Here is a 16,261-nt window from a genome sequence, read left to right on the forward strand (position 1 = left end):
ATCTCGCGAAGAGCACGATCCGGATCGGCCGCCCTGTGCCCCTGGTGATTGGGAATACTTGAATGATTGTTCTGATCGGTCCGGTACTCTTCATCCTCCTCATCCTGTTCGCTATTCGGCAGCAAAAGCGCGGCCTTGCGGGATGGAAGGCGGCCCTGCTTGTTATCGTGGGCACAGGCGCGATCGCTGTGTTGAGTTTCGGATTGCTCATCGTGGGCTTCCGGAATTTCGGATAGGGCGCCCGCGCGCCCTGAGCCGAGTGGATGGACCTTGCGGTTCCCCCGGATGTGGCGCCTAATCAGGTATCGCCGGCCAAAGGCTCGTCCATAGGCGTCGGTGCCTGAGAGATGATTTGCGCTCCCGCCTCAACGGGAGTGCGCATCATGGCCCAGCCATACAGCGAAGAGACCCGCGAACTCCTGGAGCGGGCGCAGCGAACGATCAACGAGTCGATCGAGCTTCGCGAAGAAAGCCGCCACGCGATCCTCAAAGCCAAGAGCTGGCAATTCGAGCTCGAACTCCGCCTGAGCCGAGAGCGCGTCACGGCGAGTTACGCGACAGCGCCGATCATCGACACTTCGGCGACAGCGCCGGCACATTCGGCCATGGCCAGTTCTTCCAGCTCCCGTCCTCATCGACGCAGGCCGATGGCCCAAGGCCGTTCGTCGGAGCACTCGTCGTCTTGACCGGCGTGGCGAGGCGCTGGTCGACATAGCTCGTGGAGACATATCCGGCGACGATGACGCCGAGCAGGACCGAAGATCCCTTGGCCAGATCGCTCAGTTTCATCGGTCATCTCCATCCGCTTGCCGGAGCGATTTCTCCGGGCACAACGACTAGCTGACGTCCTGGGATCCCGACGTGACGGGCGTCACGCCGCCAGAATCAGGGTCGCCAGAATCAAGATCGCCATTGCATCTTCAGCACCGGACGTCCCGAGGTCGGATTCACCTCGTCGCCGGCATGCGCGAAGCCGTTGCGCTCATAGAAGCGGATGGCGCGGCTGTTGTCCTTGTTGACGAGCAGTGTCACGCCGGTCGGTGACAGACGCTTGGCCTCGTCCACCAGCAGCCGCGCCGCATCCGAGCCCCAATGCGCGGGATCGACAACGAGCTGGTCGAGATAGCCGTCGCCGTCGATGGTGACGAAGCCCGTGAGTGCGCCGTCCTGCTCCGCCACCACGATCGAAGCCTTCGGCACCAGCTCCTTGCGCCAGCGTTCGCGCCACCAGTCCAGCCGTGCCGCGAAGTCGATCTGCGGATAGGCCTGCTGCCAGGTGCGATGCCAGAGCTCGATTGAGGCGGCCTCGTCCGCGGGAAGGTAAGGACGAAGATGGGGGGCGCTCACTACCGCTCCGTCAGCTTCAGCTCGATGCGGCGGTTGCGCTTGTAGGCTTCCTCGGTGTTGGCGGTGTCGAGCGGCTGGAATTCGCCGAAGCCGGCTGCGACGAGGCGCTGGGCGGGCACGCCGAGCGAGATCAGATATTGCACCACCGAGATCGAACGGGCGGCCGAGAGGTCCCAGTTCGACTTGAAATTCGCACCGTTGACCGGACGCACGTCGGTGTGGCCGTCGACGCGCAGCACCCAGGGGATCTCGTTCGGGATCTTCTTGTCGAGATCGATCAGTGCGGTCGCGAGCGTGTCGAGCTCGGCGCGGCCTTCGGGCAGCAGCACCGCCTGTCCGGTGTCGAAGAACACTTCGGACTGGAACACGAAGCGGTCGCCGACGATGCGGATGTCGGGGCGGTTGCCGAGGATGGCGCGCAGGCGGCCGAAGAATTCCGAGCGGTAGCGCGACAATTCCTGCACCCGCTGCGCCAGGGCGACATTCAGGCGAGAGCCCAGATCGGCGATTCGATTCTGCGATTCCTTGTCGCGCTTCTCGGAGACGTCGAGCGCTTCCTCCAGCGCCGCTAGCTGCCGCCGCAACGCGCTGATCTGCTGGTTCAGCACCTCGATCTGCGCCAGCGCGCGGGCGGAAACCGCCTTCTCGGAGTCCAGCGCCTTGCCGAGCTCGGACGATTTGCCTTGCGCGTCGTTGCCGGCGGCGGCGAGCCCGTCATAGAGACCCTTGATGCGGTCGCGCTCGCTCTCGGCCGAAGCAAGGCCGGCTTTCAGCGACGAGACCTGGTCGTCAAGCGTGAGCTTGCCGAGCTTCTCCAGCGACAGCAGCTCGTTGAGCTGAGCAATCTTGGCGTTGAGTTGCTCCAGCGCCTTGTCCTTGCCGGTGACCTCCTGCGACAGGAAGAACTGCACGACCAGGAACACCGACAGCAGGAACACAATCGACAGCACCAGCGTCGACAGCGCGTCGACGAAGCCGGGCCAGTAGTTGAAGGAGGTATCGCCGCGGCGGCCGCGCGCCAGTGCCATGTCGCTAACCCTTCTCGGGCTGACGCGCGATGCGCTCCAGCAGGCGCCGGATCTCGCGGTTCTGCTCGCCCTGGCCGTCGGCCCATTCGCGGATCATCTGCTGCTCGGTCCGCATATGCGAGACCAGCGCCTGGATGGCTTCGGCGAGGCTCGCCATCGCCGCGGTGGTGCCGCGGCTGCCGCTGCCTTCCTCGAGCACCGAACGTAAGCGCTCGACGACGGCCTGAAGCTCGCCGCTGGCAATGCCACCGCCGCCACCGGAGGCGACCGCCACTTCGCCGCTGCCATATTCGCGGACGGTGGTGGCAAGCCAGTCTTCGAGATCGGTGTAGAAACGGTTCTGCGCCTGGCTCGATTGCAAATCGAGGAAGCCGAGGATGAGCGAGCCGGCAAGGCCGAACAGCGAGCTCGAGAACGAGATGCCCATGCCGCCGAGCGGGGCGGCCAGCCCCTCTTTCAGCGTGTCGAACAGGGCGCCGGAATCGCCCCCGACCTTGAGCCCGTCGATCACCTTGCCGACCGAGCCGACCGTTTCGATCAGGCCCCAGAAGGTGCCGAGCAGGCCGAGGAAGACCAGCAGCCCGGTCATGTAGCGGGAGATGTCGCGGGCCTCGTCGAGGCGGGTCGCGATCGAGTCGAGCAGGTGCCGCATGGTGGTCTGGGTGATCGACATCCGCCCGGTGCGCTCGCCGCCGAGGATCATCGCCATCGGCGCCAGCAGCTTGGGGTGGCGGGCGGGCGCAAGGCCGGGATCGGCGATGCGGAAATTGTTGACCCAGGAGACTTCGGGATAGAGCCGGATCACCTGGCGGAAGGCCAGGATGATGCCGATGAACAGCACGCCGCCGATCAAGGCATTGAGCCCGGGATTGGCGAAGAAGGCCTGGATGATCTGCTTGTAGAGCACCACCCCGACCAGGGCGCAGAGCACCAGGAAGACCAGCATCCGCACCAGGAAGACGCTGGGCGAGGATAGCTTTGTATATTCGATGTCGATGGAGGAGCGGGGCGAGGCGCCTGGCGGCATGGCCGGTATCATCCGTTAACTTGCTTGCGGGGCGCACTATGGCACAGCGCCAGCCCAAAAAAAGCGCCGGATGCGCCGATTTCGGGGAGAGCTGGGGAACCCAACGCTGAAACCGGGCTTTGGTAAGGACGTACTTTGCAAATCGTCGGCATTCCACAGGTTCAAGTCGCACTTTTCCCCCTGGCGCCCAAAACCCGCCGCCCAAGACGGAGTCGTCGCATGAGCGTCGTGTCCGCGATCATCGGGACTGCCGAACGGGTGCCTTTGCCTGATGTCGTGATCCGCGCGGCGATCCAGCGCCTGTGCTCGCGCACGGTGACGCGCCTGTCCGCGCTGGGCGGGCCGGACGATGCCGCTTTCGCCGGGCGGATGATGCTGCGGCCGATCGCCGAGGACGCGGATGCCGGGCATGACAAGGTGCCCGCTTCGGTCTTTGCGAAGGTGCTCGGTCCCAACCGCAAATACTCCTGCTGCTTCTACAAGACGGACGCGACCACCTTGCAGGAGGCCGAGGAGGAGGCGTTGCGCCAGACCGCCGAGCATGCCGCTCTCGCCGACGGCCAGACCATCCTCGAGCTCGGCTGCGGCTGGGGCTCGCTGTCGCTGTGGATGGCGCGACAGTTTCCGCACGCCAAGGTGACGGCGGTGTCGAGCTCGCAGGCGCAGCGCGCCCATATCGAGGAAGAGGCACGGCTGCGCGGTCTCCTCAACCTGCGGGTGGTCACGGCGGACATCAACGTGTTCGCGCCTGACGGCCAATTCGACCGCATCGTCTCGGTCGAGATGTTCGAGCACGTGATGAACTGGCGCAAGCTGATGACGCGCCTGCGGTCATGGCTCGCGCCCGAGGGGCGCTTCTTCATGCACATCGTCGCCCATCGCTCCGGCTCTCACCTGTTCGACCGGGCCGATCGCGACGACTGGATCGCGCAGCGCGTCTCAACGGGCGGGCTGATGCCGAGCCATCACCTCGTCAGGCAATTCGACGATATCTTCACGGTCGAGAAGGAATGGTGCTGGAGCGGGACGCATTATCAGCGCACCGCCAACGACTGGCTCGCCAATTTCGACACGCATCGCTGTTACATCGAGGGGGCCTTGCGCAACATCCATGGCGAGGAGACCGCCCTGCAGATGCGTCGCTGGCGCTGGTTCTTTCTCGCTACCTCGGGCCTGTTCGGCTATGCCGATGGAACCGAGTGGGGCGTCAGCCACTACCGGATGAAGGCGGCGGGATAAGGCGCGGACACTCGAAAGAATTTGTTAAGCGTCTTTCGTTGCGCAAACGGCACACGCCGCGCGTTTTCTTTGCAGGAACATGTTGCGATTGTTGTCCGATCATTTCCGCTCGCCTATCGTCGTGGTTGTCCTTCGTGGACGATACGACACGAAATCCGCATCCCCTGAACGGTGCGGACCCAATTGGAATGACGTATGCGCGAATGCATCGGTGCTGCCTCGATCCGACGACACCACGATGATCCGCTGCGGAGGAGTCTGAAACGGACGCAGCGCTCTCGATCCAGCGACACCCGGACGCGAATGCTTCGCTTGCTTCTGGCAAGCGCCTCGGCAGCGGCACTGATAGCCCTGTCCACAGCATCCGCCTCCGCCCAAAGCTGGACCGGTACGACCAGCAATGACTGGACGGTCGGCAGCAACTGGTCGGGCGGAGTGGTCCCAATCGCGGGCAACGGCGTCAACATCAATACGACCTCGCCAAACCCGACCGTGCTCGGCGCCAGTGGCGCGGCGGTCGGAGCGACCGGAAGCATCTTCCTTGGCGGATCTTCCAGCAGTCTGACGATTCAGAACGGCAGCACGCTGACGAGCAACGGCGCGTCTCTCGCGATTGGAGTCGCAGGCGGGAACAACGGCACCGTGACTGTCAGCGGCGCCGGATCGCAATGGATCACATCCGGCGACCAGATCGAAATCGGCGCCAGTGGCAATGGCACACTCAACATCCAGAACGGCGCCGGAGTCGTCGCCCAATCAGGGGTTGCGCTCGGAACCTTCGCTGGCGGCGCGGGCACGCTCAATATCAATAGTGGCGGCACACTCGAGACGAACACTCTCGCACGCGTCGCTGTCGGAACCGGACAGGTCAATTTCGATAACGCCATCCTGCGCGCCCGGATAAATACCGCCTTCTTCATCGGTGGATTTTCGGCGGGAACACTCAACATCGCCACAGGCGGGCTGACCGTCGACACCCAGGCTTTCACCGTGAGCGCGAGCTCCGGTTTTTCCGGCGTCGGCGGATTGACCAAGACCGGCACAGGTACCTTCAATCTCCGCGCAGCCAATACCTATACCGGTGCGACGGTGATCCAGGCGGGCACGCTTGCCCTCGCCAGTAGTGGCTCGGTTGCCGCGTCAAGCCGGGTCGTCGCAAACGGAACCTTCAGTATCTCGGGCATCACTGCCGCCGGCACGAGCATTCAAAGCCTGGCAGGAACTGGCACCGTCGCGCTGGGTGCGAAGAATCTCACCATCACCAACGCGAACGATCAGTTCGCCGGCGTGATCGGTGGCACCGGCGGCCTGACGCTCACCGGCGGCACCCAGACGCTCGCGGGCGCCAATACCTACAACGGCGCAACGACCGTGAACGGCGGCACACTCCGCGCCGGGGCGGCCAACACCTTCAGCGCGGCCTCGGCCGTCACGGTCGCCTCCGGCGGCACGCTCGACCTTGCCGGCTTCAATCAAACGCTCGCTTCGCTCGACAATGCCGGCACGGTCACCCTCGGCGGCGCGCCGGGCACCACGCTGAGCGTTGCCGGCAATTATGTCGGCAGTGGCGGCACCGTGCAGCTCAACAGCCGGCTCGGCGGCGATGGCTCTCAGACCGATCTGTTGCGAGTGCAGGGAAGCACGTCCGGTTCGTCGTCGTTGCGCGTCACCAATGTCGGCGGCACCGGCGCGCAGACCGGCGAAGGCATCAAGGTGATCGATGTGGTCGGCGCGTCCAACGGCAGCTTTTCTCTTTTGGGCAGCTATGTCTTTCACGGCGAGCAGGCGGTGGTCGGCGGTGCCTATGCCTATACGTTGCAGAAGAACGGCATTGCCAGCCCGGGCGACGGCGATTGGTATCTGCGCTCAAGCCTGCTCAACCCGCCGCCCGCGACACCTGCCGGTCCACTCTATCAGCCGGGCGTTCCGCTGTACGAAAACTATGCACAGGTGCTGCTCGGCATGAACGATCTGCCGACGCTGCAGCAGCGCGTCGGCAACCGCTATTGGGGTGGCAGCGATGCGATGGCGCGCGCCGGCGCCGCGCCGGTGCCAGGCGCGGCGTCATCGGCGCCGACGGCGTTCTGGGGCCGCATCGAAGGCGGGCATTCGGATTTGCAGCCCTCCAACACTGCGGGTTCGACCTACAAGGCCGACCATCTGAAAGTGCAGACCGGGCTCGATGGCCTTGCGTTTGAGAACGAGCGGGGCCGGTTGTTCGTCGGGCTCACGGCACAATACGGCCTGACGACCGCCGATGTCGCGTCGTTCTTCGGCAACGGGCGCATCCGCGTCGAGGGGACGGGCGTCGGCAGCACGCTGACCTGGTATGGCGACAACGGCTTCTATGTCGACGGTCAGGCGCAGTCGATGTTCTATCGCAGCGATCTCAGTTCCGTGCTGGCCGGCAGCCTGATCCACGGCAATGAAGGGCTCGGTTATGCCTTCAGCGCCGAAACCGGCAAGCGGATCGGTTTGGGCAATGGCTGGCTGCTGACGCCGCAGGCGCAGCTTTCCTATGCGAAGGTCGCTTTCGACGGCTTTGCCGATCGGTTCGGCGCGCCGGTCGCGTTGCGCGATGGCGACAGCCTGCTCGGCCGCGCCGGGCTTGCACTCAACCATCAGAGGACCTGGAACGACGGCACGGGTATCGTGCGATCCGATGTCTACGGGATTGCCAATCTGCGTTACGAGTTCCTCAACGGCACCACCGTGGATGTCGCGGGCACCAGCTTCGCCAATGCGCAAGATCGGCTGTGGGGCAGCATCGGCGGCGGCGGCACCTATAGCTGGGCCAACGGGCGCTACGCTGTCTTCGGCGAAGTCTCCTACAATGCGAGCCTCAACAACGGCGCGGACAACCGCAATTACAAGGGCACCGGGGGCTTCCGTCTCACCTGGTGAGTCACGCCGCCCGCAGCAGGGTGGGAACACCGCTCGTTGCGATCTTCTGTCGCAGCACGCGGCGGTGGAACCGGACTCACAATCGAGTGAGGCGTAAAAAGCGCCCTGAACTCAGGAGCATAGACCGTGTGACATTGGGCCGCCCGCAAGGTGCGTTGCGTCGCAGCACGTCCCCTCTATTTTGACGGCAGCGGCCGCGCGGAATCGCCCAGAACGGGCCCCGCGGAGCATGATCGGTTTTCAACAATATCGGGGCACCCCACTTCATGTCAGGACTTCGCGCGCGATCGGCATGCGTTGCAATGATGCTCGCGGCCTTTACGCCGCTGTTGGCAGGCTGCGACGAATCCAGCTCCGCCATTTCAGCCGCCCAGCCCAACGACCCCGACGTCAGCATCGTCATCGTCAAGCCTCAGCCGCGCGCCGTGGTGCGCGAGCTGCCGGGCCGCATTGCGCCGACGCGCGTCTCCGACGTGCGGCCGCGCGTCTCCGGCATCGTGGTCGAGCGCCTGTTCCGACAGGGCAGCGAGGTGAAGGCCGGCGATCCGCTGTACCGGATCGATCCGCGTCCGTTCGAGGTCGAGGTGATGGCCAACGACGCCGCGGTCGCCAAGGCCGAGGCCGCGCTGATGCAGTCCCAGCAGCAGGCCCGCCGCATCGCCACGCTCACAGCCCAGCGCGCCGCGCCCGAAGCCGAGAACGAGAAGGCGATCGCGGCCGAGCGTCAGGCCCATGCCGAGGTCGAGGGCCGCAAGGCCGACCTCGCACGCGCCAAGCTCAATCTCGACTACGCCACCGTGCGCGCGCCGATCGACGGCGTCGTCGGTGCCGCCCTGGTCAGCGAGGGCGCGCTCGCGGTCCAGAACGAGACCAATCTGGCCACCATTCAGCAGCTCGATCCGATCTATGCGGACTTCACCCAGTCGGTGAACGAGCTCAACCAGCTCCGCCGCGCCTTCGAGAGCGGCGACCTCGAGCGCATCGCGCCCGATGCCGCCAAGGTGCATCTCGTGCTCGACGACAACACCCTCTACTCGCTCGACGGCAAACTATTGTTCTCCGACGCCAAGGTCGACGCCAATACCGGTCAGGTGACCCTGCGCGGCGAGTTCCGCAATCCCAAGCGCGAGTTGCTGCCAGGCATGTATGTCCGCGTCCGCATCGACCAGGGCCTCGATAGCGACGCGATCGCGGTGCCGCAGCAGGCGATCCAGCGCAATGGCGGCGGCGGCAGCGAGGTGTTCGTCGTCAAGGACGACAACCACATCGCGGTGCAGCCGGTGCGCACCGGTTCGGTGCAGGACGGAATCTGGTTCGTCACCGAGGGTCTGAAGGCCGGCGACAAGGTCGTGGTCGAAGGGTTCCAGAAGTTCGCCGCCGGCGACAAGGTCAAGCCGCAATCCTGGTCGGAAGCGGATGCGACCGCCGACAATCGGCACGCCCAGAAGCTGACGCGGTAACGCGCCATGGCGAGCTTCTTCATCGACAGGCCGATCTTCGCCTGGGTTGTCGCGCTGTTCATCTGTCTGGTCGGCGCAATTTCGATTCCGCTGTTGCCGATCGCGCAATATCCGATCATCGCGCCGCCCTCGATCTCGATCTCGACCAGCTATCCCGGGGCCTCGCCCGAAAACCTCTACAACAGCGTCACGCGGCTGATCGAGGAGGAGCTCAACGGCGCCTCCGGCATCCTCAATTTCGAATCGACCAGCGACTCGCTCGGCCAGGTCGAGATCATTGCCAATTTCGTGCCGGGCACCGATACCAGCGCCGCCTCGGTCGAGGTGCAGAACCGCATCAAGCGCGTCGAGGCGCGGCTGCCGCGCGCCGTGATCCAGCAGGGCATCCTGATCGAGGAAGCCTCCAGCGCGGTGCTCCAGATCATCACGCTAAACTCGACCGACGGCAGCCTGGACGAGGTCGGGCTCGGCGACTTCATGATTCGTAACGTGCTCGGCGAGATCCGCCGCATCCCCGGCGTCGGCCGCGCCACGCTGTATTCGACCGAACGCAGCCTGCGCGTCTGGGTCGATCCGGCCAAGCTGGTCGGCTATGGCCTGACCGCCGACGACGTCAACAAGGCCATTGCCGCGCAGAACGCGCAGGTCGCTTCGGGCAGCATCGGCGCCGAGCCATCGACCGCGACCCAGCGCACCTCCGCGCTGGTGCTGGTCAAGGGCCAGCTCTCGTCCCCGGACGAATTCGGCACCATCATCCTGCGCGCCAATGCCGACGGCTCGACCGTGCGGCTGCGCGACGTCGCGCGCATCGAGGTCGGCGGCCTCAGCTACCAGTTCAACACCCGTCTCGACGGCAAGCCGACCGCCGGCCTCTCCGTGCTGATGTCGCCGACCGGCAACGCGCTGGCGACCGCGAGTGCCGTCGAAGAGAAGATGAAGGAGCTGTCTCGCTTCTTCCCGGCCAATATCGGCTACGAGATTCCCTACAACATCACGCCCGTGGTCGAGGCTTCGATCAAGAAGGTGCTGACAACGCTGGTCGAAGCCATCGTGCTGGTGTTCGTGGTGATGTTCGTGTTCCTGCAGAACATCCGCTACACCATCATTCCGACCATCGTGGTGCCGGTAGCGCTGCTGGGCGCCTGTACCACGCTGCTGCTCGCCGGCTACTCCATCAACATGCTCTCGATGTTCGGCATGGTGCTCGCGGTCGGCATCCTCGTCGACGATGCCATCGTCGTGGTCGAGAACGTCGAGCGCATCATGGCGGAGGAGGGGCTGCCGCCGAAGGAAGCGACGCGGAAAGCGATGTCGCAGATCACCGGCGCCATTATCGGCATCACGCTGGTCTTGATGGCCGTGTTCGTGCCGATGGCGTTCTTCCCGGGCTCGGTCGGCATCATCTACCGCCAGTTCTCCGTGACCATGGTCGCCGCGATCGGCTTCTCCGCCTTCCTCGCACTGTCGCTGACGCCGGCGCTGTGTGCGACCTTGCTCAAGCCCGTCGCTGCCGGCCACGGTCATGCCAAGAAGGGCGTGTTCGGCTGGTTCAACCGCATGCTCGACAGCAGCAAGGAGGGCTATTCCCGCACCGTCGGCTTCTCGCTGAAGCGCACCGGCCGCTTGATGCTGGTCTATGTCGCGCTGCTCGCCGGCCTGTCCTGGGCCTTCGTCAACCTGCCCGGCGGCTTCCTGCCCGTCGACGACCAGGGCTTCGTCACCACCGACGTGCAGACGCCGTCGGATTCGTCCTATGGCCGGACCGAGGCGGTGATCGAGAAAGTGGAAAAATACCTGGCGCAGCGCCCGGGCGTCGACAACGTCACCTTCCTCACCGGCTTCAGCTTCTCCGGCCAGGGCATGAACACCGCGCAGGCCTTCATCACCCTGAAGGACTGGTCGGAGCGCGGGCCGAAGGATTCGGCGGCCGCGATCGTTACCGACATCAACCGTGATCTGTCGTCGTCGATCCGCGACGCCAAGATCTCCGCGCTGCAGCCGCCGCCGATCGACAATCTCGGCAACTCCTCGGGCTTCTCGTTCCGCCTGCAGGACCGCGGCCAGAAGGGTTATCCGGCCTTGATGCGCGCCGCCGATCAGTTGATCGCGGAGGCCAATGCGAGCGCTGTGCTTCAGAAGGTCTATGTTGAAGGCCTGCCCGAGGCCGGCGTGGTCAATCTCGTCATCGACCGGGAAAAGGCCGGCGCCTTCGGCGTCACCTTTGAGGACATCAACAATACGATCTCGACCAATCTCGGCTCGAACTACATCAACGACTTCCCGAACCGCGGCCGCATGCAGCGCGTCGTGGTGCAGGCCGATGCCCGCGACCGCATGCGGACCGAGGACATCCTCAACTACAACGTCAAGAACAGCCGCGGCCAGCTCGTGCCGTTCTCGTCCTTTGCCACCGTGGAATGGGCGCGCGGACCGACGCAGATTACCGGCTTCAACTACTATCCGGCGGTGCGCATCTCCGGCGAGGCGAAACCCGGCTTCACCTCGGGCGATGCCATCGCGGAGATGGAGCGGCTTGCCGGCAAGCTGCCGCGCGGCTTCGGCTATGAATGGACCGGGCAGTCGCTGCAGGAGAAGCTGTCGGGCTCGCAGGCGCCGTTCCTGCTCGGGCTTTCGGTATTCGTGGTGTTCCTGTGTCTCGCCGCGCTTTACGAGAGCTGGACCATTCCGCTCGCGGTGCTGCTCACCGTGCCGCTCGGCATCGTCGGCGCCGTGGTCGCAGCGATGCTGCGCGGCCTGCCCAACGACGTCTATTTCACCGTCGGCCTGATCACCATCATTGGCCTTGCGGCCAAGGACGCGATCCTGATCATCGAGTTCGCCAAGGATCTGCGGAAAGAAGGCAAGCCGCTGGTGGATGCCACCATCGAGGCCTGCCGCCTGCGCTTCCGTCCGATCCTGATGACGGGCCTGGCCTTCATCTGCGGTGTGCTGCCGATGGCCATCGCCCATGGCGCCGGCGGCGCTAGCCAGCAGGCGCTCGGCAGCATCGTGATGGGCGGCATGATCGCGGTGGTGATTTTGGCGCTGCTGATGGTGCCGGTGTTCTTCGTCTCGGTGCAACGCGTGCTGGGTGGGGATCGGGAGAAGGTGGCGAAGGAGGCCGAGATGTACGGGCCGCCCGCGCCGGCCAAGCCGTAAGGTGAGGTGTCATGCCCCGCCTAGTGCGCAATTGCGCACGGGGGGCGGGGCATCCAGTACGCCGCGGCCTTTCCGTACCCAACAGACGCTCTGGAATACTGGATCATCCGCCTTCGCGGATGATGACCGTCGGGTTTGCGCTGGTGAGAGTCGGCCACTGAAAGCCGGATCGGTCGGCTTGATTTCTCGGAGGCCTCAATCCAGACTGCATCCCTGGATTGAAACAACTTATTCGCACCGTGCGCGCGAATGCCCAGTCACCCGCCGATCGAGAGCATGTGATGCGTCCGTCCGACATTGCGATCTCGAACTATCGCTCCATTCGGCGGCTCTCCATACCCATCCATCCCTTGTCCGTGTTCGTTGGCGAGAATGGAGTCGGCAAATCCAATCTCTACAAGTCCTTGTCGCTGTTGCGCGACGCGGCGACCGGTCAGATTACCCGCACGATCGCCGATGAAGGCGGATTGAATTCGGTCTGCTGGTCCGGCATTCGCAAGCGAGGCGAAGACGGCCGGCTGCGGCTCTCGGCCACATTCGACAGCATGAGCTATTTCATCGAGCTGGGGTTTCCGAGCCCGCTTCAGGCCGCGTTTTCCGGCGAGCCGATGATCAAGACCGAAATTATCGAGGCGACGAACGGCAGACGAAGGGTCAAGCTGATGGAGCGCATCAATTCGCTCATCAGCGTCCGCGGCGAGAGCGGCGCCTGGAACGCTCACAAGGATGCAGTGCTGCCGTCAGAGACCGCGCTTGCGGCTTTTTCCGACGGCAAGCAATGCCCGGAAATCGACCTGATCAGAAATGCAATGCTGGGCTGGCGATTCTATCATGACTTTCGCACTGATCCGGCGTCGCCGATACGAAAGCCTTGTCTGGCGATCGCAACGCCCTCGCTCAGCGCCGATGGAATCGATTTAGCTGCCACCCTGGCGACCCTCTATGTCATTCGGGAAGACGCCAACGACCTGCAGGACGCAATCCAGGATGCATTCCCGGGCGCCGAACTCCGCGCATGGGAAGAAAATGGCAGGTGCGAATTCGCTCTGCAATTGCCGGACATGCCGCGGCCGTTCAGGGCTCATGAACTATCCGACGGGACACTGAAATACATCTGCCTGCTCGCGGTGTTCATGGGTTACCGGCTGCCGCCGTTCATTGCGCTGAACGAACCCGAGACCAGCCTGCATCCGTCGCTTGCTGGCGCCGCTGGCCCGGCTCATCGCCAAGGCATCGCGCCGCGCCGACATCTGGATCGTCACCCATTCGGAACAGCTGATGGACGCACTGCGAAGCGAGAGTTCGGTCCCGCTTCGCCGGGTCATCAAGTCGAAAGGCGCTACGGCGATCGACGGCCTGACCATTGGCGGTGAATATCGTGACGAGGAAGATGACGAGGACGACGATTCTTGAACGTCGTAGATCGAGCCGTCGTGCTACTGCGGCCTACTTCCGCAAAATCTTCACCAATTCCCCGTGCACGAATTCATTCCCGCACACGACATTCCCGGTCACCAACGGGTCGCCCGGCGTGTCGATGTCGGTCACCGTCCCACCGGCTTCGCGGATCATGATCAGGCCCGCCGCGACGTCCCAGGATTGCAAATTGCGTTCCCAGTAGCCGTCGAGGCGGCCGGCGGCGACGAAGGCGAGGTCGAGGGAAGCGGCGCCGAAGCGGCGAAGGCCGGCGACGCGCTCCTGCATCGCGGTCATCTCGCGGCGGAATTCTTCGTGGTCGCCGCGGCCGATATGGGGCAGGCCGCAGGCCACCACGCATTCGTTGAGCTGGCGGCGGCCGGCCACGCGCAAGCGCTGGTCGTTGAGGAAGGCGCCCTTGCCGCGCTCGGCGATGTAGAGCTCGTCATTGGCGGGGTTGTAGATCACGCCGGCGATGATCGTGCCTTCGCGCGACAGCCCGATCGAGATCGCGAATTGCGGGATGCCGTGCAGGAAGTTGGTGGTGCCGTCGAGCGGATCGACGATCCAGGTGTGGCTCTTGTCGGATCCCTCGCGCGTGCCGCCTTCCTCGCCGATGAAGCCGTAGCCGGGACGGGCCTTGGCGAGGTCCTGGTAGAGGATCTCCTCGGCGCGCTTGTCTGCCAGCGAAACGAAATTCGCCGGTCCCTTCAGCGAGACCTGGAGATGCTCGATCTCGCCGAGATCGCGCTTGAGGCTGCGGCCGGCGCGGCGCGCGGCCTTGACCATGACGTTGATAGTTGCGGAATACAGCATGAGCTTCCGGTCTTGATCGGGGGAAATGGCGCGAAATCGCGCCTGTTTGAGGGATGGGGTGCCCTGCGGGGGCCTCAACGTCAAGTCATTTGGCCCCGAGCCATTTCCTGGCGGCGGCCTCGGCCTTGGCCCGGTCCTCGGCCGGCAAATCGGACAATTGCTTGTCCAGCTCCGGATCACCCTTGCCGGCGGTCTTGGCCACCAGATGCCATTTGAAGCCCTCGACCTTGTCCACGGCCGTGCCCATGCCGTTGATCAGCACCCAGGCCAGCCGGTTCTGCGCGATCGCGCTGCCCTGGCGGGACGCCTTGCGGAGCAGGGCGACGGCCGCCGGCTGGTTCTTCGGCGTGCCGGTACCGTTGAACAGCGCGATGGCGTATTCGACCTCGGCATCGACATTGTCGGTCAGCGTGGCGACCTGGAGCAGACGCACCGCCCGTTCCAAATCCTTCGGCACGCCAGTGCCTTCCTTGTAGAAGGTCGCGAGCGCGTATTGCGCCTCGGGCAGACCGGCATCGGCCGCCTGGCGCAGCAGCTCGGCGGAGCGCTTGACGTCCTGCGGCAGGGTCTGTCCGTCGAGATAGAGCAGCGCGAGGTTATAGGCCGCCTTGGGCTCGCCGAGCTTGGCGGCGGACGCCATCAGCTTGACCGCCTCGTTTTTGTCGACTGGGCCGCCACGGCCGGACATCCTGAGCATGGCGAGCGCGAACATCGCCTCGCGGTCGCCGGCGTCGGAGGCGCGCTTGTACCATTGCAGTGCCTTGGCGTAGTCGCGCCGGATGCCCATGGCATTGGAATAGAGCTCACCCAGCATGGTCATCGCCTTGGCATCGCCGGTCTCGGCACGAGCGGTGGCGAGTTCGAAGGCGGTCTTGTACTGGCCGCGCTGATAGGCGCCGAACACCAGATCGACGTTGGGATTGTCGGCCGGAGGCGCCGGGATCACGGTCGCGGCCGGAGCAGGCTTTGGAGAGGCTGAAGGCTTGGGGGAAGCTGAAGGCTTTGGTGCCGGCGCTGCTTCCTTCTTCTTGGTGATGGTGTGCGGCGTGGCCTTCGGCTTGTCCTTGCTTTTCTCGGCTGAAGGGTTCGGCGTTGCCACGGGCGGCGTGATCTGGAGCTGCGCGGCCGCGGGCACTGTGAGCAGCAGCGTGGCCAGGATGGTGATGCGCGGGAGCTTCATGACGGGCGCTAGCCGTGCTCCTGTTCTGCAAGCGCAGTCGCATGAGCCTTCTTGATCGCGGCGTCGGCCTCGATCAGCGCCGCCTTGGGTCCGCGCGGATCGGTCCAGATGGAGTCGCCCACCAGCACGAAATCGGCACCGCTGGCGGCGAATTCGTGGGCCTCCTCCAGCGAGATGGCAAAGCCGACGCAGGGCGGTTCGAACAGCTCGGCCCACCAGTCCAGCCGCTCGGCGATCGCTTGCGACGACGGCCGCTGGCCCTTTGCGTCGGGCTCGCCGAACAGCACGTAATCCGCGCCGATCTCGCCCGCATCCATGGAATGGTGCCGCGTCGTCAGCCCGCCGACGCCGGCGATGCGGTCGGGCTTCAACGATGGCAGCGCCTCCTTCAGCGCGGCGATGCCGGGCAGGTGCGCGCCGTCGGCGCCGCCGCGTGCGACGAGCTCAGGATGGCCGTCGACGAGCAGCGCGGCGCCCGCTTTCTGAACCGGCGGCGCGAAGGCCTTGATCCGCGAGATCATGGTGCGCTGATCGGTCACCTTCAGACGCAACAGCACGGCCGCGACGTCGGCGGCGGCGAGCAGGCCGGGCAGCTCGGTCAGAAGCGAAGCGGGATCGTCGACGACGGGCGTCGCGAGATAAAGGCGCGGCGCCGGGCGCGGCGGAGGAGATTTGTTCGACAAGA

General features: G+C 64.9%; 12 protein-coding genes and 1 pseudogene. 6 read left to right on the forward strand and 7 right to left on the reverse strand.

Annotation, left to right across the window (positions count from 1 at the left end):
- Positions 1–62: 62 nt before the first annotated feature.
- Positions 63–236 (forward strand): hypothetical protein, encoded by a 174-nt coding sequence (locus tag IVA75_RS19790; RefSeq protein WP_247283832.1) that lies wholly within the window; start codon positions 63–65, stop codon positions 234–236.
- Between the two features lie 331 nt (positions 237–567).
- On the opposite strand, the gene IVA75_RS19795 is transcribed toward IVA75_RS19790, so the two are convergent.
- From IVA75_RS19795 to IVA75_RS19810, 4 genes are all read right to left on the reverse strand, one after another.
- Entirely contained in the window at positions 568–789 is a 222-nt protein-coding gene (locus IVA75_RS19795; RefSeq protein WP_027570257.1) for a hypothetical protein, read from the reverse strand.
- Between the two features lie 111 nt (positions 790–900).
- Positions 901–1,347 carry a GNAT family N-acetyltransferase gene (locus IVA75_RS19800; protein ID WP_247283834.1) on the reverse strand — a complete coding sequence of 149 codons (447 nt, stop codon included), beginning with the start codon at positions 1,345–1,347 and terminating at the stop codon, positions 901–903.
- Positions 1,347–2,375, reverse strand: coding sequence for a peptidoglycan -binding protein (locus IVA75_RS19805; RefSeq protein ID WP_247283836.1), 1,029 nt, complete (start codon positions 2,373–2,375; stop codon positions 1,347–1,349). The genes IVA75_RS19800 and IVA75_RS19805 overlap by 1 nt, the downstream gene beginning before the upstream one ends.
- Before the next feature lie 4 nt (positions 2,376–2,379).
- Positions 2,380–3,402, reverse strand: coding sequence for a flagellar motor protein MotA (locus IVA75_RS19810; protein WP_247283840.1), 1,023 nt, complete (start codon positions 3,400–3,402; stop codon positions 2,380–2,382).
- 219 nt (positions 3,403–3,621) lie between these two features.
- Between IVA75_RS19810 and IVA75_RS19815 the strand changes: the two genes are divergently transcribed.
- From IVA75_RS19815 to IVA75_RS19835, 5 genes and pseudogenes are all read left to right on the forward strand, one after another.
- The gene (locus tag IVA75_RS19815) at positions 3,622–4,641 is read left to right on the forward strand and encodes a cyclopropane-fatty-acyl-phospholipid synthase family protein (protein WP_247283851.1); all 1,020 of its coding nucleotides are present in this window, start codon (positions 3,622–3,624) and stop codon (positions 4,639–4,641) included.
- A 303-nt stretch (positions 4,642–4,944) separates the two neighbouring features.
- Positions 4,945–7,545, forward strand: coding sequence for an autotransporter outer membrane beta-barrel domain-containing protein (locus IVA75_RS19820; protein ID WP_247283862.1), 2,601 nt, complete (start codon positions 4,945–4,947; stop codon positions 7,543–7,545).
- A gap of 266 nt (positions 7,546–7,811) precedes the next feature.
- The gene (locus IVA75_RS19825) at positions 7,812–9,005 is read left to right on the forward strand and encodes an efflux RND transporter periplasmic adaptor subunit (RefSeq protein ID WP_247283864.1); all 1,194 of its coding nucleotides are present in this window, start codon (positions 7,812–7,814) and stop codon (positions 9,003–9,005) included.
- A 6-nt stretch (positions 9,006–9,011) separates the two neighbouring features.
- On the forward strand, positions 9,012–12,164 hold the full coding sequence (locus IVA75_RS19830; protein ID WP_247283874.1) for a multidrug efflux RND transporter permease subunit: 3,153 nt from the start codon (positions 9,012–9,014) through the stop codon (positions 12,162–12,164).
- Positions 12,165–12,445: 281 nt separating this feature from the next.
- Positions 12,446–13,577, forward strand: a pseudogene (locus IVA75_RS19835) (AAA family ATPase).
- A gap of 33 nt (positions 13,578–13,610) precedes the next feature.
- Here the strand turns inward: IVA75_RS19835 and IVA75_RS19840 are convergent.
- The 3 genes from IVA75_RS19840 to IVA75_RS19850 form a co-directional block, all read right to left on the reverse strand.
- Positions 13,611–14,396 (reverse strand): inositol monophosphatase family protein, encoded by a 786-nt coding sequence (locus tag IVA75_RS19840; RefSeq protein WP_247283884.1) that lies wholly within the window; start codon positions 14,394–14,396, stop codon positions 13,611–13,613.
- Positions 14,397–14,481: 85 nt separating this feature from the next.
- Positions 14,482–15,576, reverse strand: a complete 1,095-nt coding sequence (locus IVA75_RS19845; RefSeq protein ID WP_247283888.1) for a tetratricopeptide repeat protein — start codon at positions 15,574–15,576, stop codon at positions 14,482–14,484.
- Between the two features lie 8 nt (positions 15,577–15,584).
- Positions 15,585–16,259, reverse strand: a complete 675-nt coding sequence (locus IVA75_RS19850) for a thiamine phosphate synthase (RefSeq protein WP_247283901.1) — start codon at positions 16,257–16,259, stop codon at positions 15,585–15,587.
- Between the last annotated feature and the right edge of the window lie 2 nt (positions 16,260–16,261).

The organism is Bradyrhizobium sp. 134, from assembly GCF_023074155.1.
Lineage (GTDB): Bacteria > Pseudomonadota > Alphaproteobacteria > Rhizobiales > Xanthobacteraceae > Bradyrhizobium.

Excerpts from the sequence above, each read along its gene's own strand:
- IVA75_RS19790 (WP_247283832.1), top strand. The coding sequence starts at position 63 with ATGATTGTTCTGATCGGTCCGGTACTCTTCATCCTCCTCATCCTGTTC.
- IVA75_RS19840 (WP_247283884.1), bottom strand. The coding sequence starts at position 14,396 with ATGCTGTATTCCGCAACTATCAACGTCATGGTCAAGGCCGCGCGCCGC.
- IVA75_RS19845 (WP_247283888.1), bottom strand. The coding sequence starts at position 15,576 with ATGAAGCTCCCGCGCATCACCATCCTGGCCACGCTGCTGCTCACAGTG.
- IVA75_RS19805 (WP_247283836.1), bottom strand. The coding sequence starts at position 2,375 with ATGGCACTGGCGCGCGGCCGCCGCGGCGATACCTCCTTCAACTACTGG.
- IVA75_RS19795 (WP_027570257.1), bottom strand. The coding sequence starts at position 789 with ATGAAACTGAGCGATCTGGCCAAGGGATCTTCGGTCCTGCTCGGCGTC.
- IVA75_RS19815 (WP_247283851.1), top strand. The coding sequence starts at position 3,622 with ATGAGCGTCGTGTCCGCGATCATCGGGACTGCCGAACGGGTGCCTTTG.
- IVA75_RS19825 (WP_247283864.1), top strand. The coding sequence starts at position 7,812 with ATGTCAGGACTTCGCGCGCGATCGGCATGCGTTGCAATGATGCTCGCG.
- IVA75_RS19810 (WP_247283840.1), bottom strand. The coding sequence starts at position 3,402 with ATGCCGCCAGGCGCCTCGCCCCGCTCCTCCATCGACATCGAATATACA.
- IVA75_RS19830 (WP_247283874.1), top strand. The coding sequence starts at position 9,012 with ATGGCGAGCTTCTTCATCGACAGGCCGATCTTCGCCTGGGTTGTCGCG.
- IVA75_RS19820 (WP_247283862.1), top strand. The coding sequence starts at position 4,945 with ATGCTTCGCTTGCTTCTGGCAAGCGCCTCGGCAGCGGCACTGATAGCC.